16 protein-coding genes are annotated in these 23,754 nt (G+C 61.8%); 8 read left to right on the top strand and 8 right to left on the bottom strand.

The features are described 5' to 3' along the window. Nucleotides 1-40: 40 nt before the first annotated feature. From ACXX9E_RS24005 to ACXX9E_RS23995, 3 genes are all read right to left on the bottom strand, one after another. On the bottom strand, nt 41-1,633 hold the full coding sequence (locus ACXX9E_RS24005) for a DHA2 family efflux MFS transporter permease subunit (protein WP_458556318.1): 1,593 nt from the start codon (nt 1,631-1,633) through the stop codon (nt 41-43). After that, on the bottom strand, nt 1,630-2,739 hold the full coding sequence (locus ACXX9E_RS24000; RefSeq protein ID WP_458556317.1) for an HlyD family secretion protein: 1,110 nt from the start codon (nt 2,737-2,739) through the stop codon (nt 1,630-1,632). The genes ACXX9E_RS24005 and ACXX9E_RS24000 overlap by 4 nt, the downstream gene beginning before the upstream one ends. Nucleotides 2,740-2,835: 96 nt before the next feature. Then, nucleotides 2,836-3,600 carry an AraC family transcriptional regulator gene (locus ACXX9E_RS23995; RefSeq protein ID WP_458556316.1) on the bottom strand — a complete coding sequence of 255 codons (765 nt, stop codon included), beginning with the start codon at nt 3,598-3,600 and terminating at the stop codon, nt 2,836-2,838. Nucleotides 3,601-3,698: 98 nt separating this feature from the next. Between ACXX9E_RS23995 and ACXX9E_RS23990 the strand changes: the two genes are divergently transcribed. From ACXX9E_RS23990 to ACXX9E_RS23960, 7 genes are all read left to right on the top strand, one after another. Then, nucleotides 3,699-4,832 (top strand): MFS transporter, encoded by a 1,134-nt coding sequence (locus tag ACXX9E_RS23990; protein ID WP_340134104.1) that lies wholly within the window; start codon nt 3,699-3,701, stop codon nt 4,830-4,832. A 108-nt stretch (nt 4,833-4,940) separates the two neighbouring features. Beyond that, nucleotides 4,941-6,668 (top strand): ShlB/FhaC/HecB family hemolysin secretion/activation protein, encoded by a 1,728-nt coding sequence (locus tag ACXX9E_RS23985; RefSeq protein ID WP_458556315.1) that lies wholly within the window; start codon nt 4,941-4,943, stop codon nt 6,666-6,668. A 113-nt stretch (nt 6,669-6,781) separates the two neighbouring features. Beyond that, a complete protein-coding gene (locus tag ACXX9E_RS23980; RefSeq protein WP_458556314.1) occupies nt 6,782-11,251 on the top strand; it encodes a hemagglutinin repeat-containing protein in 4,470 nt (1,489 codons plus the stop codon). Between the two features lie 207 nt (nt 11,252-11,458). Next, the gene (locus ACXX9E_RS23975; RefSeq protein ID WP_128614333.1) at nt 11,459-11,836 is read left to right on the top strand and encodes a c-type cytochrome; all 378 of its coding nucleotides are present in this window, start codon (nt 11,459-11,461) and stop codon (nt 11,834-11,836) included. A 104-nt stretch (nt 11,837-11,940) separates the two neighbouring features. Beyond that, entirely contained in the window at nt 11,941-12,432 is a 492-nt protein-coding gene (locus tag ACXX9E_RS23970) for a sigma-70 family RNA polymerase sigma factor (protein WP_411353459.1), read from the top strand. Nucleotides 12,433-12,472: 40 nt separating this feature from the next. Next, nucleotides 12,473-13,456, top strand: a complete 984-nt coding sequence (locus ACXX9E_RS23965; protein WP_458556313.1) for a FecR family protein — start codon at nt 12,473-12,475, stop codon at nt 13,454-13,456. 98 nt (nt 13,457-13,554) lie between these two features. After that, nucleotides 13,555-15,981 carry a TonB-dependent siderophore receptor gene (locus tag ACXX9E_RS23960; RefSeq protein ID WP_222832480.1) on the top strand — a complete coding sequence of 809 codons (2,427 nt, stop codon included), beginning with the start codon at nt 13,555-13,557 and terminating at the stop codon, nt 15,979-15,981. A gap of 717 nt (nt 15,982-16,698) precedes the next feature. Here the strand turns inward: ACXX9E_RS23960 and ACXX9E_RS23955 are convergent. After that, nucleotides 16,699-17,850, bottom strand: a complete 1,152-nt coding sequence (locus tag ACXX9E_RS23955; protein WP_267805601.1) for an MFS transporter — start codon at nt 17,848-17,850, stop codon at nt 16,699-16,701. 243 nt (nt 17,851-18,093) lie between these two features. On the opposite strand from ACXX9E_RS23955, the gene ACXX9E_RS23950 reads away from it, so the two are divergent. Then, nucleotides 18,094-19,074 (top strand): diaminopimelate epimerase, encoded by a 981-nt coding sequence (locus tag ACXX9E_RS23950; protein WP_458556312.1) that lies wholly within the window; start codon nt 18,094-18,096, stop codon nt 19,072-19,074. A 175-nt stretch (nt 19,075-19,249) separates the two neighbouring features. On the opposite strand, the gene codA is transcribed toward ACXX9E_RS23950, so the two are convergent. The 4 genes from codA to ACXX9E_RS23930 all read right to left on the bottom strand — a co-directional run bounded on the left by codA (nt 19,250) and on the right by ACXX9E_RS23930 (nt 23,635). Next, entirely contained in the window at nt 19,250-20,497 is a 1,248-nt protein-coding gene (codA, locus tag ACXX9E_RS23945) for a cytosine deaminase (protein ID WP_458556311.1), read from the bottom strand. 14 nt (nt 20,498-20,511) lie between these two features. Then, a complete protein-coding gene (gene codB, locus ACXX9E_RS23940; protein ID WP_458556310.1) occupies nt 20,512-21,783 on the bottom strand; it encodes a cytosine permease in 1,272 nt (423 codons plus the stop codon). A 320-nt stretch (nt 21,784-22,103) separates the two neighbouring features. After that, a complete protein-coding gene (gene queD / locus ACXX9E_RS23935) occupies nt 22,104-22,460 on the bottom strand; it encodes a 6-carboxytetrahydropterin synthase QueD (protein WP_003223505.1) in 357 nt (118 codons plus the stop codon). Between the two features lie 95 nt (nt 22,461-22,555). After that, nucleotides 22,556-23,635, bottom strand: a complete 1,080-nt coding sequence (locus ACXX9E_RS23930) for a patatin-like phospholipase family protein (RefSeq protein WP_123462190.1) — start codon at nt 23,633-23,635, stop codon at nt 22,556-22,558. Nucleotides 23,636-23,754: the final 119 nt, after the last annotated feature.

Here is a 23,754-nt window from a genome sequence, read left to right as displayed (position 1 = left end):
CCTCCTACGGGGGGGAAGTGGGTGAACGTAAAATACGGGATCAATGCGCATCGGCACTCGGCGCGGCCGGTGGTTGCACCTTGCGCATCAAGGGCACCATCGCCGTGGCGATGATGAAGCACAGCATGATCATCAGGAAGGTGTCGCCGTAGGTTTGTGTCTGCGCCTCGCGGTAGGTCAGCAGCCACAATTGGCGCAAGCTGGCGGTGACCCCGACGTCGCCACTCTGGCCCAGCGCGGCGAGGTTGCCGCCGACCTGGGACAGCCACTGATTCATCGCCTCATTGCTGCTGTTCAGGTGCTCGGCCAACCGCGTGAAATGCAGGTTGGTGCGGTCATTGAGAATGGTCGCACATGCAGCGATGCCAATCGCGCCCCCCAGATTACGCATCAGGTTGAACAGGCCCGACGCATGCTTGAGCCGCGCCGGCGCCAACCCGCCCAAGGTCAATGTCACTGCTGGCGGCACTGCCAGTTGCTGGGCGATCCCGCGTAACGCCTGCGGCAACATCAATTGCCCCGCGCCCCAGTCGTGAGTGATCGGGCTGAATTCCCACATCGACACCGCGAACAGGCCCAGACCGATCATCATGATCCAGCGCAGGTCCATGCGATTGGCCAGAAAGGCATACAGCGGAATCGCCATGATCTGGAACACGCCCGTGGAGAACACCGCCAGGCCAATGTCCAGCGCGCTGTAGCCGCGCACCCGGCCGAGAAACAGCGGCGTGAGGTAGATCGTCGCGAACAGGCCGATGCCGGTGACGAAGGAAAAGAAGCAGCCGAGGGCGAAGTTGCGATCCTTCAGGGCGCGCAAATCGACTATAGGATTGGCCACGTACAAGGTGCGGCCGATGAAGGCCAGTCCGGCGAGGCCGCTGATCCACGCAGTGGTCAGGATGGTCCGGTCGCTGAACCAGTTCCAGCGCGGGCCTTCTTCGAGGGTGTATTCCAGGCAGCCGAGAAACAGCGCGAGAAACACCATGCTCAAATAGTCCGCACCCTTGAGCAGGGACAATTCCGGCTGGTCGATTTTCACCAGCATCGGCACCGCCACGGCAACGAAAATCCCCGGCACCAGATTGATGTAGAACAGCCAGTGCCACGAGGAAATATCGGTGATCCAGCCACCGATCACCGGGCCCAGTGTCGGTGCCAGCGAGGCGACCGCGCCAATGGTCGCGGCGGCGATCACCCGTTGTTTGCCGGTGAAGAAAAAGAACGCGGTGGTGAACACCAGCGGAATCATCGAACCGCCGAGAAACCCTTGCAGCGCGCGAAAAGCGATCATGCTCTGGATGTTCCAGGCCACGCCGCACAACAGGCTGGCGACGGTGAAACCGACGGCCGAAGCGCAGAACAGCCAGCGCGTGGAGAACACCCGCGACAGCCAGCCCGACAGCGGAATCACGATGATTTCGGCGATCAGGTAACTGGTCTGCACCCATGCGGTTTCGTCGGTGCCGGCGGACAGTCCGCCGCCGATATCGCGCAACGAAGCCGAGACGATCTGGATGTCCAGCAGCGCGATGAACATGCCGATGCACATCGTCGCGAAGGCGAACACCTTGGTCGCGGTGGCCATGTCCGCCGCGTTGAACGGTTGCGCCGGGGCGGTGAGGGTGGCGCTCATGGTGCAACGGCCACGGCGCGGTTTTCAGGCTGGGCGCGGGTGTCGACTTCGGCGGTCACCGACAGGCCTGGACGCAGATGGCCCAGCACGCCGTCGGCGGGGTCGAGAAGGATGCGCACCGGTACGCGCTGGACGATTTTGGTGAAGTTGCCCGTGGCGTTCTCTGGCGGCAGCACGCTGAACTGCGAACCGGTGGCCGGGGCGAGGCTGTCGAGGCGGCCGTGGAATTCCTGACCGGACAACACGTCGGCGCGGATGCTCACGCGTTGGCCGGGTTTCATCCGCGCCAGTTGGTCTTCCTTGAAGTTGGCATCGACCCACAAACCGCTGGCAGGCACCACCGACAACTGTTGTAAACCGGCCTGGGCGTAGGCGCCGACGCGTGCGCGGCGGTTGCCGATCACACCGTCGACCGGGGCGCGCAATTCGGTGTAGCTCAGGTTCAATTGCGCCAGATCCCGCTCGGCGCGGGCTTGCTGGAGGGCGGCGCGGGCCTGTTGTTTTTGCGTGTCGATCACCGCGAGCTGGCGTTGCGCGGCGAGCAGTTCAGCCTGCGCGCGGGCACTCAAGGCTTGCGCGGTCTTGAAGGTGGCGTCGGCGCGTTGGGCGCTTTCCACCGACACGGCATTGGTTGTCACCAGACGTTTGTAGCGTGCGTTGTCATCCCGCGAGCGAGCGGTCTCGGCGCCGGCGGCGTCGATGCCGGCACGGGCCTGGCCGATCACCGCCTGTTGCAGTTGCTCGGTGGCGTCGAGGTTGGCCAGCAGGGCTTCTTCGGCCGCCACAGCGCCTTCAGCCTTGGCGAGATTGGCGCGGTAATCGCGAGCGTCGAGGCGAATCAGTACGTCGCCGGCCTTCACCGGCTGATTGTCGCTGACCAACACTTCTTCGATATAGCCGGCGACTTTTGGCCCGATCACCGTGACGTCGCCACCGATATAGGCATCGTCGGTTTCTTCGAGAAAACGTCCGGCGCCCCACCAGTGCATGGCGTAAATACCGGCGAAAATCAGCGCGAGCAATCCTGCGCCCGGAAGCAAAACGCGTTTGAGCAGGGGCGGCTTGGTCTTTACCACAACAGGTTCGAGGGTGGGCATGCTAGTCATGGCGGATTACCTGCGTAAGCGGATCGTTATTACGGCTGTAATATGATGCAGGTAATATTTGGTGGCAAATTATTTCTGGTGCCAATCGTCAGTTGTTCACTTGAGCCAGTGGCCCGGTGTACTGCCGGTCATGGTTTTGAAGAAGGCGATGAAAGCGCTATCGCTGGCAAAACCTGATTCGAACGCGCAGTAACTCAGGCTGCGCCCGGTGGCGAGCAATTCCATCGCGCGCATCAAGCGCCACTGCTGGCGCCATTGCTGATAACTCATGCCGGTTTCGCGCTGGAAGATTCGCCCGATGGTGCGGCTGCTGGCGCCGACCTGCTGCTCCAGCACTTGCAACTCCGGAGGCAGACGTTCAGGCGTTTTCAACAGGGGTGCCAGGCGCTTGTCCTGAGGTAACGGCAGCAGCATCGGTTGCTGCGCCGCTTCAGCGATTTCGCTCAGACACAGGCCGAGCAGTTGGGAGAGTTTGCCCTGCTGCCAATCGCTGGCGAAATCCGCCAGCGCCATCGGTTCCAGCACCGCACGCAACAACGGGCTGACTTCAATCACGCAGACCTGCTGCGGCAGTGCAGCGCACAGTTCGGGGATCAAATAGATCGAGCGGTAGTCGACGCTCTGTTGCATCACCGCGCGATGGCTGACACCCGGTGGAATCCACGCCGCCCGCGACGGCGGTAGCAGGCACAGTTGCTGCGCCAGGGTAATTCGCGTGCAGCCTTGTCGCGTGTACAGCAGCTGCCCGCGTTGATGGCGGTGCAAACCAGAGTCGTGATCGCCCAGGGTCGAAGCAATACCGATCACCGGTGCCTGATAGCGATCTGCGTCAAACGTTGCGTGGGCATCGAGCCAGGCCATGGATTGTCCGATTTCAGTGATTAGTTGGCAGGGTCTGGATAATACGCCACTGCGCAATTCTTAAACTCCTCGGCGGTTTATGCGAGGAGTGATGAAGAATGAACAACAGACATTTCCTGTGGCTGGCGATTGCGTTGCTGATGTTTCCGCAGATCGCGCAAACCCTGTACAGCCCGGCGCTCGGTGATATCGGGCGGGTATTTGACGTTGGCCCGCAAGCCGCCGCGCAGACGTTGTCGGTGCATTTCCTCGCGTTTGCCGTCGGGGTGGTGGTGTGGGGGCGTTTGTGCGATCGCATCGGTCGACGCCCGACGATGCTCGCGGGCCTGGCAATCTTTGCAATTGCCACGCTTTTAGGCCTGCGGGTCAGCAGTTTCAACGGTTTGTTACTGGCGCAGATGTTGGCGGCCTTCGGTGCGGCGGTGGGGTCGGTGGTCACGCAGACCGTGTTGCGCGACCGCTTCAAAGGCGCCGAACTGGCGCAGGTGTTTTCCCTGGTGGGCATCGCGCTGGCGGCCAGCCCGGCGCTTGGCTTATTCAGTGGCGCCAGCCTGGTGCAGGCCTTTGGGTATCGCGGTGTGCTCGCCGCGTTGCTGTTGCTGGCCACGTTGTTGTGGTTATGGAGTTGCTACACCTTGGTGGAAACCCGGCCAGCGCCGACTGGCCATGTTGCTCTGTTCAAAACGCTTGGGCGCATGTTGCGTGACGCGGGTATCTGGCGCTCGGCGCTGTGGATCGCCTCATTCAACGTGGCGCTGTTCAGCTATTACAGCGTCGCTCCGTTCATGTTTCAGCGGTTGGGTGTGGACGCCAGTGTGTTCGGTTACAGCGGTGTGATCCTCGCACTGGGCTCAGGTTTTGGAGCATGGCTGAACCGGCGCTTATTGACGGTCGGGTTCAAGGCATTGCAGTTGATTCGCCTCGCGGCTGGCATCGCCTTGCTCGGTGGTCTTGGCGTGTGGTCGCTGCAGGGCAGTGTCGCGTTCGTGCTGCCGATGCTGCTGGTGGTGTTGGCGTTTGGCCTGGCGATCCCGAACATTCTCGGTTCGGCCCTGGCCGATTACGCTGATCGGTTGGGCACCGCCGGGGCGTTGTTGGGCTTGATGTATTACCTGCTGATCGGCGCGGGGCTGATGCTCGCTGGCTGGTTTCAAGCCCTCGGGGAAACCCTGATAGCCAGTAGCGCCGTGGCTTTGCTGCTGACAATAAAGCCAGGCAAAGCAATTGTTTAAGAAATGTAAGCGCTGTAGGAAGCGTCTTGCTTTTGTTTGGAATGGCTCCGACTATCACGATCATTGATGACATGGCATTGCGCCATTTGATGATCGCAAGGAAGTTGCGTGCCGTTTCCGTTTTGCGCTTTTTTTCGTCGTTGTTCCACGCTTTGCCCGCTGCTGTCGGCCTTTGTGTTGAGTGTGTGTGCCTCCTCGATTGAAGCTGCCGAACCTGTCGCGCCGGGCCAGGAAGTGCTGCGCCAGCAACAACAGCAGCAGCGCGATTTGCAACAGTTGCAACTTGAGCAAAGAAAGCGGCAGTTGGAGCGCGGCGCGTTCGGCCCGGCGCCGGTCACCCCGGCCATACCGCCAACCTTCACCGCCGATGAACAGTGCTGGCCGTTAAGCGGCACGCGCATCGGCGGCGTCACGCTGATCGACAGTGACAAACTCAACGCGCGGATCAAACCGTTGCTCGCGCCGTGCATGGGCGTCAGGCAGATCAACCATCTGCTGGCGACCATCACGGCGATTTACGTCGAGAAGGGCTACATCGCCAGTCGCCCTTATCTGCTCAGCGCGCCGGCGGCGGGGCAGTCGCTGGACATCAGGGTCGACGAGGGCTACATCGAGTCCATCGAGCTGGCCGATCAGCGTTTGCCGCTGTCCCTCGGCGGTGCGTTCCCCGGCATGCTTGGCGAGCCGCTGAACCTGCGCGATCTGGAGCAAGGCCTTGATCAACTCAATCGCCTGCGCTCGGTCGATCTGACCGCCGACATCGCCTCCGGCAGCCAGCCCGGCGCTTCGCGGATCATCCTGCGTTCGCGCACTGCCGGGCAGTCGCGCTGGGCCTTGAATGCGGGCATCGACAACCTCGGCAGCGCCAGCACCGGACGTGATCGCGACAGCGTCAGCCTGAGCTTCGACAGTCCGCTGCAACTCAACGACTTGTTGAGCCTTAGCGCCAGCGACACGTTGAATCAGGGCGACCGCTATAACCGCAACGCCAGCCTGTATTACGCGATCCCTTACGGCTACTGGACCTACAGTGTGTTCGCCAGCCATGCCGAATACCGCGCGCCATTCAAACTGCCGAGCGTGACCTTCCACAGCACCGGCATCACCGACCAGATCAGCCTGCGCGCCGACCGCGTGTTGTGGCGCGACCAAAGCCGCCAGCTCAGCGCCAACCTGCAACTGGCGCACAAGGATGTCGATAGCTACCTGCAAGACGTGCGGCTCGGCATTCAGAGTCCGACCCTGACCGTGGCCGAGGCCGGACTCAATCTGTTCTGGCTTGACCGTGCGGTGTGGAACCTCGACGTCAATTACGCGCAGGGCCTGCGCTGGCTCGGTGCCGATGACGACGCGCAGCAACCGATCAACAACCTGCCCAAGGCACAGTTTCGCAAGTACCGCGCCGGCCTCAGTCAGTGGCGTAACGGTCAACTCGGCGAGCAGGCGTGGCAGTGGCAGAGCCAGCTCAACGTGCAGTACAGCCCCGATCCGTTGCCGGCGATCGAACAACTGCTCGGCACCGACGATTCGGCGGTGCGCGGCTATCGGGTCAGCAGCGCTTCGGGCGCCAGCGGCGCAATCTGGCGCAACACCCTGCGCCTGCCGCTGCGCAGCGCATGGCCGGTGCAGATCACGCCGCGCGTGGGCCTCGACCACGGCTGGATCAAGGCTGATCACGGCGCTCAAGGCCAACGCCTGAGCGGCGCCAGTGTCGGCCTGAACCTGGGCTGGAAAAACCTGCAGGTGGACGTCGATTACCAACGCAGCCTCAACACCCCAAGCGGTCTGCTGCACGAGCCGCAAACCTGGCTGATGCGCGTAGGGCTGCAGTTATGACCGCTATCCATACAAACAACGCAGTGAACGAACAGCCGTCGGACCTGAGCGCGACAGCCACGGCCAAGACTAAAACGCGCGACGTGATGCCGTACTTACATGGAGACGTTTTTATGCCAGCACACACTTTTGCATTTCATCTTTCGCCTCGGGGCAAATTGCGCTGGGCGATTGCCAGCCTGTTCTTCGCCGTGCACCTGCCAAGTGCTCTCGCCGGTGGTGTCGTCGTCGCGCCCGGGCCGGGCGGTACCGCGCAATTGCAGACCCAGGGCGGTGTGCCCATCGTCAACATCGTCGCGCCCAATGGCTCGGGCCTGTCGCACAACCAGTTTCTCGATTACAACGTCGATCGTCAGGGTGTGGTGCTGAACAACGCCTTGCAGGCCGGGCAATCGCAGCTCGCCGGGCAACTGGCGGCCAACCCACAACTGCAAGGGCAGGCCGCGAGTGTGATCCTCAACGAAGTGATCAGCCGCAACCCGTCCGCCATCAACGGCGCGCAGGAAATCTTCGGTCGCCCCGCCGATTACGTGCTGGCCAACCCCAACGGCATCTCGGTCAATGGCGGCAGTTTCATCAACACGCCGAACGCCAGTCTGGTGGTTGGTCGCCCGGAATTGAATGACGGCAAACTGCAAGGTCTGAACACCCGCGACGCCAGCGGTCAGTTGCAGATTCAAAACGGTGGCCTGCGCAATGGCGAGGGCTCGATCAACCTGATTGCGCCGCGTATCGACAGCCAGGGCGCGCTCACCGCCCGCGATCAACTGAACCTCACGGTCGGGCGCAATCAGGTCGACTACGCCAGCGGTCAGGTGAAAACCGTGGATCCGGCGGGCAACACTTCTGATCAACGCATCGACGCCAGCCTGTTCGGCGCGATGCAGGCCGGGCGCATCAATATTGTCAGCACCGCCGAAGGTGCCGGCGTGCGGGTGGGTGCGGTACAAGTCGCCGGGCGTGACGGTGTGCAGATTCGTTCGGCCGGCGACCTTAGTGTCAGCGGTGAAGCCGTGGCCAACAGCCTCAACGTCAACCGCGCCGGGATTCGCAGCAATCAGGGCGATATCGGTCTGCACAGTGGCAAGGACCTGACGTTGGCCGCCACCGATGTCAGTGGCCGTGACGTCACCGTCGAGGCCAAACGCAATCTGACCCTGAGCACGGTCGAAAGCCGCAAGCTCCAGGAAAAACGCGAGAACTGGAACAACAGCACCATCGGTATCACCTGGGAAACCTATGACCGCACCCAGACCGATAGCGAAACCCGTCAGCACGGCAGCCAGATCGTCGCCAGTCGCGACGCGAAATTGGCCTCCGGTAAAGACACCGAACTGAAAGCCGCCAAGGTCGACGCGGCGCGGAAGCTCGACGTGCAGAGCGGTGGCGATCTGCGCCTGACTGCCGCCACTGAAAGCCACACCCAGACCGATCAAGGCAACCACCGCAAACACCTGTGGAAAGCCGACTGGAACAGCAGCAACGAGGAGCAGCGCAGCGTCACCAGCCAGTTGAAGGCTGGCAACATCGCCCTGCAAACCGCCGCCTTGCTGCGCTCCGACGGCGCCGAACTGAACAGCGCCGGTGACCTGCATCTGGCGGGCAAACAGGTGGACATCAGCACCGCCACACGGACCAGCCGCAGCAGTGACAACCGCTATTCCGGTGACCTCGTCGGCGGTGGTTTCTTCGGCAAGACCGGCGATGCCGACAAGGGCCAGACCCGGCATCAGGGCAGCAAGGTCAACGCCGGCGCAAAACTGATCGTCAAGGCTGACGACGTGCGCATCAGCGGCAGTCAGGTGCGCGGCGGCACCGACGCCAGCGTGATCAGCGACAAGGGTTCGCTGATCATCGACGGCGTGCAGGACACCACGCACAGCAATAACCACGACAAGGACAGCAAGTTCTTCGGCATCACCAAGGACGAATCGCGCCAGAACAGCAAAGACAGCACCACGGTGCGCAGCGAACTGGTGTCCGATAGCAACCTCAAGCTCAAGAGCGCCAAGGACATTGAGGTCGCCGGCTCGACGGTCAAAGCCGGTGGCGCGCTGACGGCGGATGCGACGGGGGATGTGAATGTGCATTCGGCGCAGAACACTCACGACAGCACTGACACCACGCAAACCCGTGGCTTCGATGCTTACGCCAAAGAACAAACGCCAGAGCAATATCGCGCCGGGATTCACTACGAAGACAAACAGCAAACCGTGACCCGTAATGATGTCACTCAGCAAGGCTCCAGCCTCAGCGGCGGCAGTGTGCAGGTGAAGGCTGGCGGTGACGTCACGCTCAAAGGCGCGGAGGTGAAATCCACCGCTGGCGACACAACGTTGAGCGGCAAAAACGTGTCGTTGCTGGCCGAGGCAGACAGCCACAAAACCTCCACCGACACCTCCAGCACCGGCGGCGGTTTCTACTACACCGGCGGCCTCGACCGTGCTGGCAGTGGCGTCGATTTCGCCCACGGCACTGCGCAGGATTCGACCAGCAAAACCACCGCACAGACCACCAGCGTACAGAGCAGCGGTGGCTTGACCATCAATGCCGACAAACTCGCCACCGAAGGTGCGCAGGTCAAGGCCGGTAACGGTCTGAATATTGCCGCCAACGAGATCGACAACCGTGCGGCCAGCAACACTGACAGCAGCACGCATAGCGAGAGCAACTGGTCGGCGGACATCGGTGCCAACGTCGAATACAAAGATATTGCTCGGCCGATCGCTGGCGCGGTGAAGGACGTGCTCAACGGCAAGGTGCCGGACAAGGACTCGCTGGCCAATCTCGGTCAGCCGAATGTCGGTATCGACGTTGCGGTCGGTCATGGCAGCGCCAGCAAATCCGAGCAGAGCAGCAACGCTGTGGTCAGCCGTTTTGACGGCGGCACTGTCGATGTGAAAACCACTGGCACGCTGCACGACCAAGGCACGCAATACAACGCCAGCGCCGGCCAGGTGAACATCAGCGCTGACAAACTGCTTGCCGACGCCGCGAGTAACACGCACAACAGCAGCGCTGATGCGGTGGATGCCAAGGTCGATGTGCGCGTCTACACCAAGACCGGTGAAGACGTGAACGTCGCTGGCAGCGGCGCGGGTGGCAGCAGTGCGTCGAGCAAGGACAGTTCCACCGCCGTCGTCGGCGCTTATGCCGGCAGCCAGGGTGTGAATATCAAGGTCGGTGGCGATGCGCAGTTCGAAGGCAGCCGTTTCGATGGCGGGCAGGGCGGAGTGAGCATCAACACCGGCGGTGATCTGGCGCTGAATCAGGCCAACAACCGCCAGCACAGCAACGACAGCAGCCTGCGTGGCAGTGGCTCTCTGACGGTCGGCACCTTGCCGGGGACCGACGGCACCAACGTCGACCTCGGCGCCGGTTTCCAGCTCGATCACACCGGCAAGCAGACCACTGACACCCAGGCCCATGTGGCGAGCATCACCAGCAACGGTCCGGTGCAACTCGGCAGCGGCGGAAATCAGCTGCAGCAAGGCAGCAAGATCGACAGCGCTGGCGCCATCGTACTGCACGCCGACGGCAAGCTTGATCTGCAAGCGGCCGCCGATACTCACACCGCCACTGGCAGCAATCTCGGCGGCGGCTTGAAGGGTGGCGGCAGCAAAACCAGCAGCGAGAAGAGTCGCGATCAGGCCGGCAATCTGAGCGGCAACTTCAATATCGGTCGAGTCAATGAGGATTCGCAAACCCTCAGCGGTGGCCAGCTCAACAGTCAGAGCGGCATCGCACTAAGCGGTGATTCGATTCACCTGCAAGGCACGCAAGTCAGCGCACCGAACGTCAGCATCGACGCGCAGAAGGGCGGTTACGTGCAGGAATCGGCGCAGTCCACCGACAACCGCAATAACTGGAATGTCGCGCTGAATGCCGGCGGCAACTTGAGCCGCAAAACCCCGACCGCCGCGGATGAGAAGGCCAGCAGCGACCACGGTTTCAATGCCGGCGCCAAGGTGGGTGTGGATTACTTGCAGGGCAGCACCCAGCAGAACAGCCAGATCAAGGCTGACCATGTGGTGTTGAACAGTGCCGGTGATGCGCAGCTGGCGGGTGCGCGGATCGACGCTAAAGATGTCAGCGGCACAGTCGCGGGTGATCTGAAGGTCGAGAGTCGCCAGGATTCGAGCAACCATGCCAAGGTCGATGTCGATCTGGGCCTGACCGCGAAGAAAAACCCACCGAGCGACAAGGAACAACTCGCCGGCACCGACTACAAGCCGACGCTGAAAGCGCAGGGCGAGTATGCGCACAAGGACAGCGTTGCGCAGACGTCTGGGATCAGTGGCAGCCAAGGGGTGAACCTCGCAGTCGGCGGCGCGACGCAGCTGACGGGCGCGCGGATTTCGGCTACTGAAGGGAAGGTGGATCTGGGCGGATCGAAGGTCAGTCGCGCTGAGCTGAGCAACCGTGACTATGGCGTGAAGGCCGGACTTGATCTGCCACATAAAGCCGAGGAAAACGCACCCAAGGTTTCCTTGGAGAACGGCAACCTGAAAGTCGGCCCGGTCACCCTGAGCGGGCATCTGGACACCCAGACCCTGCAAGCCGGGATCGACGAAAAAGGCTGATCCAATGGCCGGTGGTGGATGCACTTGAACCTGCATCCACCACCGAACCCTGTGGGAGCGCGCTTGCTCGCGAAAGCGTCCGCTCAGTCAATGCAATAAGTGACTGATGTTGCGCATTCGCGAGCAGGCTCGCTCCCACATTGTTTTGCGCCAGGCGCTAAATCTCGCGCATCATGCGCGACCTTAAAGACGCCAGGGAGGCAAACAATGAAAACCGCATTCGTCGCTGTACTCGGGGCTTTGTTGATCGCTCAAACCTCCGTGTCCTTCGCGGATAACAGCAATGGAAAAAATCTCTATTCGCAGCGCTGCGCTGTGTGCCACGGCGCCGATATAAAGGGCACCGGGCCGTTGGCGCATAAAAGCAATCCGCCAACACCTGACCTGACAACGCCCGCGTTCAAAAAACGCCTGAATGAATATCCGGGCGTGATTGTGTCGTCGATCATCCTTCGCCCGAACGGCAACCTGATTCCGAAAACATTGCAGGAGAACGGGGTAAAAATACCGCCGCATGCCTGGAGCGTTAAGGATCTGCGCGATCTGCATGACTACATGAGTGGTGTGATTTCGATAAAACGCTGAGCTGCAAAGGCGACCCGGACGGTCGGTCGAGGAATCCATTGCTTCGGCTTAATGGTAACCATTACTATTCACATCCTTTCCTCAGCACGCCGCCCATATCCCCCATGCGTCCCCGCAGACCCGGATTTTTCGAGCATTACGAAGAGTTGATCGGCACCTGGACTCGTCGCCTGCGCAATCGTGCGCAGGCCGAGGATCTGGCGCACGACACCTTTGTGCGGGTGCTTGAGTCCGATTCGGCGGCGGTGCAGCAGCCGCGGGCGTATTTGCACCAGACCGCACGCAATATCGCGGTCGACGGTTATCGGCGTGAGGATCGGCGGGGCGTCATGGAATCGGAGGCCATGGATCACGCTGAGTCGTTGTCCGGCGACCCGGAGCATTACATGCATGCGATTCAGTTGGCGGATTCCATCGAACGGGCGCTCAGTGAACTGCCGGTCAATTGCCGCAAGATTTTTGTCTGGCAGAAGATCGAAGGCCTGACTCAGGCGGAAATCGCCGAACGCCTGGGGTTGTCCAAGAACATGGTCGAAAAGTATATGATCCGCACCCTTCGGCACTTGCGTGATCGCCTCGACGGGTTGCAGTCATGAACGACCGTGCTTTTTCATCCCCGGCCAAACAGGACATTCCATGATGGATACCCGTGATTGCGCGTGCGGGCCAACAACGGTGCGTGACGACGCGGCTCGCTGGTTTGTGCGTTTGCAGGAGCCAACGATCAGCGCCGACGAGCAGCAGCGCTTCGACGCCTGGCTGACTGAGCATCCGCAGCACCGTGACGAATTCCAGTTGCTGCAGGGCTTGTGGTCGGCGGCGGATCTGCTGCCGGTGCCACGCCTCAAAGCTCTGGTTGAAAACCCGCCAGCCCGCCGCGCACGCCGGCCGTTGCTGCGTTATGCCGTGGCCGCCAGTGTGCTGGCGGTGGCGCTCGGGCTGGGCCTGTTCAGCGGTTTGAATCATCCGGGCAGTTACCGCGCCGAGTTCGCCACGGCGTTGGGCGAGCGCAAGCATGTGGCGCTGCCGGACGGTTCGGTGATTGATCTGAATAGTCGCAGCCGCTTGCAGGTGCGCTTTGAACAGGATCGTCGGTTGATCGAATTGAGCGAAGGCGAGGCAATGTTCAGTGTTCAGCACGACACCGCGCGCCCGTTCGTGGTCGAGGCCGGCAGCGGCAAGGTCACGGTCACCGGCACCCGTTTCGATGTGCGCCGCGACGTTATGCAAACCCGCGTCGCGGTGGAGCAGGGCACGGTGAAAGTGCAGGGGCGGGGGGCGCCGGATAATCAATTCATCAGCCTGACCGCGGGCCTCGGCACTGATGTCGATGCTCAGGGCAAAGTCGCGCAGGCCTACGCGGTCGACTCGGCGCAAGTGACGGCATGGCGCAGCGGCAAACTGGTGTTCAACAACGCCAGCCTCAGCGAAGTTGCTGCCGAAGTGTCGCGCTATCGTGAGAAGCCGTTGACCATCGCCAACCCGTCCGTGGCCAGTCTGCGCCTGACCAGCGTGTTCAAGTCCGACAATACCGACGCCTTGCTCAAGGCCTTGCCGAGCATCCTGCCGGTGGCCGTGCGCACCCTCGCGGACGGCAGTCAGGAAATAATTTCAAAATAGCGTTCAGGTTTTTTTCGAGTTCATCGTCTTCCTGTTCAACTGCAACTGGTTTGCATTAACAGACGCACACTCTTGCGATCCACAGGACTCCGTACGACGTGAACACCCCCACTGCCAACAACAAAAAATCCCCTTGGTTGCCGCTGGCCCTTGCGCTGGCGGTCAACGCTGCCATGCCGCTGGCGTTCGCTGGCGAAGCGATCCACATCCGCGCACAGCCACTGGGCCAGGCCCTGAGCGAGCTGGGCCAGCAGACGGCGCTGCAAGTGTTTTTCAGCCCGGACCTGGTCGCTGGCAAACAGGCGCCGGCAGTCGATGGTGATATCTCGCCGGAGCAGGCTTTGCGCCAGTTACTGCAAGGCAGCGGTCTGGAGTATCAGATCAACGAAGGTTCGGTAACCCTTGCGCCTGCCGCGACTTCCGCCGCCAGCAATGGCCCGCTGGAGCTCGGCGTGACCGACATCAAAGTGGTCGGCGACTGGCTCGGTGACGCCGACGCCGCTGTGGTGCAGAACCACCCCGGGGCGCGCACGGTGATCCGCCGCGAAGCGATGGTCGAGCAGGGCGCGATGAACGTCAGCGACGTGCTCAAGCGTGTGCCGGGCGTGCAGGTGCAGGACTCCAACGGCACCGGTGGCAGCGATATTTCCCTCAACGTCGGCGTGCGCGGTCTGACTTCGCGTCTGTCGCCGCGCTCCACCGTGTTGATCGACGGCGTACCGGCAGCCTTCGCCCCGTACGGTCAGCCGCAACTGTCGATGGCGCCGATTTCCGCCGGCAACCTCGACAGCATCGACGTGGTACGTGGCGCTGGTTCGGTGCGTTATGGACCGCAAAACGTTGGCGGGGTGATCAACTTCGTCACCCGCGCGATTCCGGAAAAAGCCACCGGGGAAATCGGCACCACCCTGGAAACCACTCAGTACGGTGGCTGGAAACACATCGACACGGCGTTTCTTGGCGGCACCGCCGACAACGGCATGGGCGTGGCTTTGCTGTATTCCGGGGTCAACGGCAACGGTTACCGCGAGCGCAACAACGGCAACGACATCGACGACGTGCTGCTCAAGACGCACTGGGCGCCGACCGATCAGGACGATTTCAGCCTCAACTTCCACTACTACGACGCCACGGCCGACATGCCCGGTGGTTTGACGCAAAAACAGTACGACGACAAACCGTATGACTCGGTGCGTGACTACGATCAGTTCACCGGTCGGCGCAAAGACGTGTCGTTCAAATGGATCCGCCAGATCGACGAACGCACTCAGGCGGAAATCCTGACTTACTACACCGACAGCTTCCGTGGCAGCACCATCGCCGCCCGCGACCAGAAAACCCTCAGCTCGTACCCGCGTTCGTATTACACCTTGGGCATCGAACCACGGGTGTCGCGGATTTTCGATGTCGGCCCGACCACCCAGGAAGTCAGCGTCGGCTATCGCTACCTGAAAGAAGCGATGCACGAGCAGTCGAGCCGCCTGGCGCTGGTCAACAATCAGCCGGTGGCGACACCGACGTCCGATGGCCACGTGTTCCAGGATCGTACGGGTGGCACTGAAGCCAATTCGGTCTACGTCGACAACAAAATCGACGTCGGCAACTGGACCGTCACCCCAGGCATTCGCTTCGAACACATCAGCACCGACTGGCATGACCGTGCCGTGCTCGACACCGCCGGCAAACCGGTACAGGCGAAAAACCGCAGCATCGAAAGCAACGAACCGTTGCCGGCGCTGAGCGTGATGTATCACCTGTCGGATGCGTGGAAGCTGTTCGCCAACTACGAAACCTCGTTCGGCAGCCTGCAGTATTTTCAGTTGGGGCAGGGCGGCTCGGGTGACCAGACCGCCAATGGCCTGGAGCCGGAAAAAGCCAAGACCTACGAGATTGGCACGCGCTACAACGATGATGTGTGGGGCGGTGAGGTGACGCTGTTCTACATCGACTTCGACGACGAACTGCAATACATCAGCAACGACGTGGGCTGGACCAACCTCGGCGCGACCAAGCACCAAGGCATCGAAGCCTCGATGCACTACGACATGGCGGCGCTGGATCCGCGTCTTGACGGCCTGACCGCCAACGCCGGTTTCACTTACACGCGTGCGACCTACGAAGGCGAAATTCCGGGCTTCAAGGGCCGTGATCTGCCGTTCTATTCGCGTCAGGTGGCGACCGTCGGTTTGCGTTACGACATCAACCGCTGGACCTACAACCTCGACGGTTTCGCCCAGTCCAAACAGCGTTCGCCGGGCACCGGTGTGAATGCCGACGGCAGCTTCAACGGCAACTACATCACCGAAGGCACGGCCGACGGGCAGTACGGCGATATCCCGGGTTACGTGACCTGGAACGTGCGCGGGGGTTATGACTTCGGGCCGCAGGTGTCGAACCTGAAGTTGGGGGCCGGGGTGAAGAACGTCTTCGACAAGCAGTACTTCACCCGTTCGAGCGATAACAACTCGGGGATGTATGTGGGGGCGCCGAGGACGTTTTTTGTGCAGGCCAGTGTGGGGTTTTGATTGATTGGCTGATTGGGTGAATATCCGTTGCTGCGGGTGTTGCTGCTGGCGGTTCCGCCCTTACGGCGGGTCACTTTTTCCAGACGCCGGAATGCCGGCCCAGCGAAAAAATAACCAAAAAGGCTTTACCCTGACGTTCGGCCCTCGCCGTGGCTCGGGTCCCTTCGCTCCGGGATCCATCCGGGGGGCATCGCCTCCGGTTTGCTGCGCTGCACCTCCTCTCGATGTGTTTGGCTGCGCCAAACGGTCGCTACGCTCCCACCCCCGGATCAATCCCTCCACTCAGCCTGCCGACGGGCCCTGAGATCAAAAGCGGTACTCGAGCTAACGCTCATTGTGTTGAGTGGTGAGAAGCAAAGGCTATGTGCTGCCTTTGCTTTTCTGTGGGAGCTGGCTTGCCAGCGATGGCGGCCTGACAGCCGACCAAGTTCTGGCGGGGGTACTCAACCTTACTGTGGGAGCGAGCTTGCTCGCGATGGCGGCCTGACAGCCGACCAATCTTTGACCGATGTACTCAACCTCCCTGTAGGCGCTACCGAAGGCTCGGGCCGCGATCGGACGATCTTTTGATCTGCTTGGCTTTTGCTTACTTTTCGCTGGGCCGGCATTCCGGCGTTTGGAAAAGTGAGTAACCGCCAGCGGCAACACCCGCAGCAACGGATATGCCCCCAACCCCAACCCCAACCCCAAAACAACAATCTGGCAGGTGCACTAAGTTCAGACTCTCAATACCTTCCCACCAATCGCCACCGCCACCAGCAGCACTGCCATCAGCCCAAAAGCAAAACTCAAACTACTGGCATGGGCAACAAAACCAATCACAGCCGGTCCCGCCAGAATCCCCGCATAACCCAACGTAGTAATCGCCGGCACCGCGATGCTTTCCGGCATCACCGTCTGCTTGCCCACCGCCGTATACAGCACCGGCACGATGTTCGAACAGCCGGCGCCGACCAGTGCGTAACCGACCAGTGCAGCCTCCCAACTCGGTGCGAACGTCGCCAGAAACAGTCCGGCGGATGCCAACAGACCGCCAAACAGAATGATCCGCGTCGCCCCGACAATCCGAACAATCCGGTCACCCATCAAACGTCCGGCGGTCATGGTCAGGGCAAATGCCGCGTAACCGAGTCCGGCATAGGCGGTGTCGATCCCGCGCTCTTGCGCCAGGAATACCGCGCTCCAGTCCAGCGCCGCGCCTTCAGTGAGGAAGACGATAAAGCACATCCCGCCAATGAACAGCACGATGCCGTGGGGAATGGCGAATGCGGGACCTGAGCTTTCGCTGCCGTAGGGCAACATGTGCGGCACGCACTTGAACAACGCGGCGACCAGCACCGCCACCACCACCAGCATCGCGCCCAGCGGCGACAGGCCGAGGCCGAGCAGGGCACTCACGCCGGCGGCGCCGACGATCCCGCCGAGGCTGAACAAGCCGTGAAAGCCCGACATCATGTTTTTGCCGCTGGCCCGTTCGACGATCACCGCTTGCAGGTTCACTGTCGAATCCACCGTGCCAAGCCCGGCACCAAACATGAACAGCGTGGCGATCAACGCCGGAATCGACGACACCGTCGCCAGCAGCGGCAATGCCAGACAGATCAGCAAGGTGCCGCCAGTCGCCACTCTGCGGCAGCCGAAGCGCGCGGCGAGAATCCCCGCCATCGGCATCGCCAGAATCGAACCGACGCCGAGGCACAACAGCAACAAGCCGAGCGTGCCTTCATCGAGCCCGGCGCGGGCCTTGGCGTATGGCACCAGTGGCGCCCACGCGGCAATGCCGAGGCCGGCGATGAAAAAGGCGATGCGCGTCGACATCTGTTGCAGGCGTCCGGGGACGAAGGTGTCTTGGGGGGTGAGGCTGGTCATATCGTTCCTTGGCAAAAAACATCGCGTCCCCGAAGGACAGTGATAGCGCGTCGAGGTTCGATCGCAGGTTCCGGGGGAGTGCAGTCGACATCCTAACCCGTAGGCGTTCGCCTGCTCGCGAAAACGCTGATTCGGGTAATGAATATGGCGATTGACACACCGCCTTCGCGAGCAGGCTCGCTCCTGCAGGGGATTGCGTTTTACAGTGGCAGCTTCAGAGGGATTGAACGGTAAGGGCGGGTGATGACGCGATTTTACGATGCACGGGGCAATATTTACGGGGTGGTTTCGCCTCACGCACTTCGCGAGGCGGGGATCGGTCTGCCGATGACGGCCGCGCAGTGTGCCTTGTCGAGACAGGCGTGGAGCCGCGTAGCCATCACGCTGTGCTGCGACTGGCCCGAAGGGCAGCGTCCCGCGGGGAGCAAATCCCACCGTAGCGACGGCCTGCTGATCGGCTCGTTCCAGACGTCGCCGCCATTCGACGTACTGATCGTCAACACCGACGGCACACTTGCCGAGCGCAGTGGCAATGGCCTGACGATTTTTTCGCAGGCGCTGACCGAGCAAGGCGTGATGCCGGAGGAGGGCGCGTTGTTGCGCGTACATCACGACAAGGGTGATGCCGTGGAAACCTCGGTGAAACCGGCCGAAGTCGAAGGCGTTCAAGGCTTTTGGCTCGATCTTGGCCAACCCGGTTTCGGGGCGCGCGCAGTGGGTGCGCAGAACGTCGAAAGCGCCGACTTCAATGGGCGAGAAGTGAGTGTGGTAAAGCCACTGGCGACACTCGATCCGGCATGGTCACATAGCCAGTTTGTGCGTATCGGCAATCCGCATTGCGTGACGCTGCTGGATGACCGGGCGGCATTGCCGAGCAATCAACAGATGCGTGAGTCACCGCTGAACCAAGGGTTGACCGCAATCGCCTACGCCATGCCCACCGGTGCCGGAAATCCATGCCCGGCCGGCGTCAATCTGCAATGGGCGGTGCTCGACTCACCACAGAAAATCCTCGCCCGAGTGTTCGAACGCGGCGAGGGGCCGACGGCGTCTTCCGGCACCAGTGCCAGTGCCGTGGCATCGGCGGCGTGGCGGGTGGGTTGGGTGGCGGCCGGTGAAGTGCAGGTGGTGATGCCCGGCGGCACGGCGCCGATATTGCTCGAAGAAGCAGGCGGTGAATTGCACAGGGTCAGGTTGTTTGGTACAGCGCGGTTGATGGGCTGAATTCTAAGACGCCATCGCTGGCAAGCCAGGCTCCCACAGGGTTTGTGTTGAACACCTCATTTGTGTACGCCACTGAACCGCTGTAGGAGTGGGTGTACCCGGTTTTTGTATTCACCACAAACCCCTGTGGGAGCCTGGCTTGCCAGCGATGGCGCCATGAGCTCCAACACAAATCTCAGCTCAGCTCACCACTGAACTCCACCACCGGCATCTGCCGCTTCATCAACACCTCGCCGCCGCGAATCGAATACAACGGCAAGCCCTGACTGCGAATCACCTCGTAATCGCTGTCCGCTGAAAGTATCAACAGATTCGCCGGGCGCCCTTGTTCCAGCCCGTATCGCTCGCCCAGGTGCATGGCCTTGGCGCTGTTGTCCGTCACCAGATCCAGTGCGTTCTGCAGGTTGCGATAACCGAGCATATGGCAGATGTGCAACCCGGCTTCGAGTACGCGCAGGATGTTGCCGTTGCCCAGCGGATACCATGGATCGACGATCGAGTCCTGGCCGAAACACACGTTCATCCCGGCCTCCAGCAACTCGTTGACCCGGGTCACGCCCCGACGTTTCGGGAAGTTGTCGAAGCGCCCCTGCAGGTGGATGCTTTCGGTCGGGCAGGAGACGAAACTGATCCCGGAGTGGCCAAGCAGGCGGAACAGTTTGGCGCAGTAAGCGTTGTCGTAAGAACCCATCGCCGTGGTGTGGCTGGCGGTGACCCGTGCGCCCATGTCACGGCTGCGCGCTTCTTCGGCGAGCACTTCGAGGAAGCGCGAATGTGGGTCGTCGGTTTCGTCGCAGTGCACGTCCACCAGGCAACCGGTGCGTTCGGCCAGGTCCATCAGGAATTTCACGGAACTGACGCCCTGATCGCGGGTGTATTCGAAATGCGGAATGCCGCCGACCACGTCGGCGCCCATGCGAATCGCTTCTTCCATCAGCTCGCGACCGTTGCGGTAAGACTCGATGCCTTCCTGCGGGAACGCGACGATTTGCAGGTCGATCAGGTGTCGGCTTTCCTCGCGCACTTCGAGCATGGCCTTCAGCGCCGTGAGTTGCGGATCGGTGACGTCGACGTGGGTGCGCACATGCTGGATGCCGTGGGCGGCCAGCGCCTGAATGGTTTTCTTGGCGCGGGTCTTGGTGTCTTCTTCGGTGATGGTGACCTTGCGCTCGCCCCAGCACTCGATGCCCTCGAACAGCGTGCCGCTCATGTTCCAGCGCGGCTCGCCGGCCGTGAGGGTGGCGTCGAGGTGGATGTGCGGCTCGACGAAGGGCGGCACCACCAGATTGCCGCCGGCGTCGAGGTCGCCGGGGTTGAGGTTCGGGGCTTCGGTCTGGCGACCGATGCTGCGGATCAGACCGTCTTCCAGGTGCAGTTCGTGCAAACCGTCCTGGTTGCGCAGTCGGGCGTTGATGATGTGCATCAGGCGAATCCTTCTTATAGGTCTTGTAGTGGCGCACTGGCGCGACGGGCGCCGAGCAGGCCGGTGACGATGACATACGTTAGCGCGGCGGCGGCAATCCCTACCAGCGGCGCGACCCACGGCGAGTGGAATGCGGCGAGCGTACCGACCGCGTAAGCCCCCAGGCCCGGCCAGTTGAACGCCGGCAGCCGGGTGTCGGCCAGACGCGGATAGCGCCCGCGCCAGCGGAAGAAAAAGTCGGCCATGATCACCCCGCCAATCGGCGGAATGACGGTGCCGAGCAGGATCAGGTACGGCACCAGCATGTCGTACATGCCCAGCAGGGCGAGCAGGGTGCCGATCACTGCACCGGCGAGGGTCACGGTTTTGCGTCGGCCGGTGCGCAGCAGGTTGCAGCCGGCGACGGCGAAGTTGTAGATGGTGTTGTCCTGGGTGCTCCAGATGTTCAGCAACAGCATGGCCATCGCGGCCATGGCGAAACCTTGCAGCAGCAAGACTTCGACCACGTCCGGCTGTTGATAGACGATCGCACCGTAGGCGCCGATCAGCACCATCAGGCCATTGCCGACGAAGAAACCGATCAGGCTGGCCAGCACCGCCACCCGCGCCGAACGCGAGAAGCGGGTCCAGTTGGTGGCCTGGGTCGCGCCGCTGACGAAGGTGCCGAACACCAGGGTGATCGCGGTCGACCAGTCCAGCGAACCGCTCGGCACCACGGCCAGCAAACCATCGAGGCCACCGACTTTAACGGTCGCGACCCACATCGACAGCATCAGCAGCAACATCATCGCCGGCACCGCGATATAGGACAGAATCTCCAGGCCGCGATAACCGACATACGCCGTGGCGCAGAACATCAGGCCGAACAGCACCATCAAACCGAGCACGGTGCCTTCATCGAGATCGAAGTATTTGCCGAGCACCACGGCGGCGGTCGCAGTGCCCCAGGCGTACCAGCCGATCTGGGTGAAGCCGAGGATCAGGTCACTGAGCTTGCTGCCGACTTCACCAAAACAGAAACGGCCCATCAGCACCGAATTGAGACCGCTCTTGAAGGCGATGTAACCCAGGCCGGCGGCGTATAGCCCGAGCAGCAGGTTGCCGACGATGATCACCACGAGCATCTCGCTGAAACTGAACGCCACACCGAGCTTGCCGCCGGCAAACATGGTCGCCGTGAAGAAGGTGAACCCGAGCAGCACCATGGCGGTCGAGGCCAGGCCTTTGCGAGCGTGCATCGGGACTTCGCTGAGGGGGTAGTCGTTGCCGGGATCGTTCTGCGTCATGGGGCGTTCCTTGCTGAAGAGGGAAGACTCGAAGCAGGTTGCAGTGGTCGTGCCAGATGTCGGTTATGCGGACTATGTATAGACGAGTTGCCGGCAATGGCTCGAAAGCGGTGCATCTGAATGCACCCGAGCCCCATGTGGGCGCCAAAAAACACAGGCATAAAAAAACAGCCGTGAAGGCTGTTCTCTATTTTCCTGACAAACACCGATCCTTTGTAAGAATGAGCCTGCTCGCGATAGCGGTTTGTCGGACACATTGATTTTGAAGGTGCCGAAGCTATCGCGAGCAGGCTCACTCCTGCACGCAGATCTGCGTTGAATCACTCACCGCGATAGATACAACCGCTGGTGCAGGTTTCGTGAATGCGGATCGCACTGAGTTCCGGCAGCAGCGGCTTCATTTCATTCCAGATGAATTTGGCCAGGACTTCGCTGGTCGGGTTTTCCAGGCCGGGAATGTCGTTCAGGTAGTTGTGATCCAGACGCTCGTACAGCGGCTTGAAAATCGCCTTGATCTCGGAGAAGTCGCGGATCCAGCCCGTGTGTGGATCGAGGTCGCCGCTCAGGTGAATCGCCACCTTGAACGAGTGACCGTGCAGGCGTCCGCACTTGTGGCCGTCCGGTACGTGCGGCAGGCGGTGGGCGGATTCGAAAGTAAATTCCTTGAAGATTTCCACAGTATTTTCGGCTCTGTTCAGGTGGCGTTCGCCGCAGCGATTCGGGCAGGCGGCGAGTTTACCAGCTTGTGTTTGGCGATGCGGGAAAACACTGACTAAAGGGTCAGCAAGCGCTCGGCGAGACGACCGTTGGCGGTCAGTTCGAGAAACTCGTCGCCCAGCCGGCGACTTTCGTCCATCGCCGCGTGCCAGTACTTTTGGCGGCTCGGTGCATCACCCATGAAGCGTTTGAAGTCGTTACGGTCCGGCAGTTTGCCGTAGGGCAGGCGCGCCAGATATTCCTTCGATGGTGCCAGCAACAGCACGTCCTGCAAGCGCTCCACCGAGGCCTTGCGCCAGGGCAGGGTCTTGTCGAACCAGCCCGGAATCACCCGGTCGGTGAAGTGCGGATAGAGCACGATGCCGTCGCCGCTGTAGGGCAGGTCGAGGTGATAGTCGAGCAAACCGCCATCGCGGAAGGTGCCGGCACCGGCGCCCGGCAGGTCGCGCACACCCTCCATGACCATCGGGATCGAGCCGGACGCCAGCAGCGCCTGTCGCAGGTTGCCGGCATTGAGCGCGACGAAGCGCGACGGAAAGTCGTTCAGCGCATGCACCGGCGGGGCCAGGCGCGGGTCATGGATGATCAAGCGTTCGAAGTGCCGCGACAGCCGCGCCCGCCCGCGCAGGTTGTCGGCAATCACCGAACCCAGCGCCAGCCCGAGGCGGCCGCGGTGGTCGTCGGCCAGGCGCCCTTGGCTTTTCACCACCATGATGTTCAGGCGGTAGTCGGCGTTGTTGAGGATGCTGGCGTCGCGGCCGTCGAGCAGGTCGTTGAGCATGCGTTGCGAGCTCTGGCTGATCTCGGCCATGGTCACGCCTTTGTTGAAATTCTGCTCGGCGTACAACTGGCCGAGACGGCGGATACCTTCGGCGGCGTCCGGCAGGCAGGCGCTGGCGAAGCGCCAGGAACCCACCGACGCACCAATCAGCGAACGCTCACGAGGCGCGCTCGGCAGCCATTCGCCGAACAACGCCAGATCCAGCCCCTGAATGCCCAACGCCTTGGGACCACCGGCAGCACCGGGCAGGGTGCCGACGTCCTTGGCGTTCAGGCCCTGGGCACGAATGCGCGCCATGGCCCGAGGGCCGGCCTTGAGGGTGAGGGCGGGGAACTTGATGTGGATGGCGGTCATACCGGTCTCGATCGTTAGCAAGCTGGCAATTATAGGTTAACCACTGAACCCTGTGTGCGGGCTTGCCCGTGATGACGGGACAGCTTGCATCCCGGTGGCTGAAAGGACGCTATCGCGGG

The organism is Pseudomonas sp. GNP014 (assembly GCF_054344005.1).
Note: the sequence above shows the minus strand (reverse complement) of the source record. Positions and strands in the feature narration are given on the sequence as shown.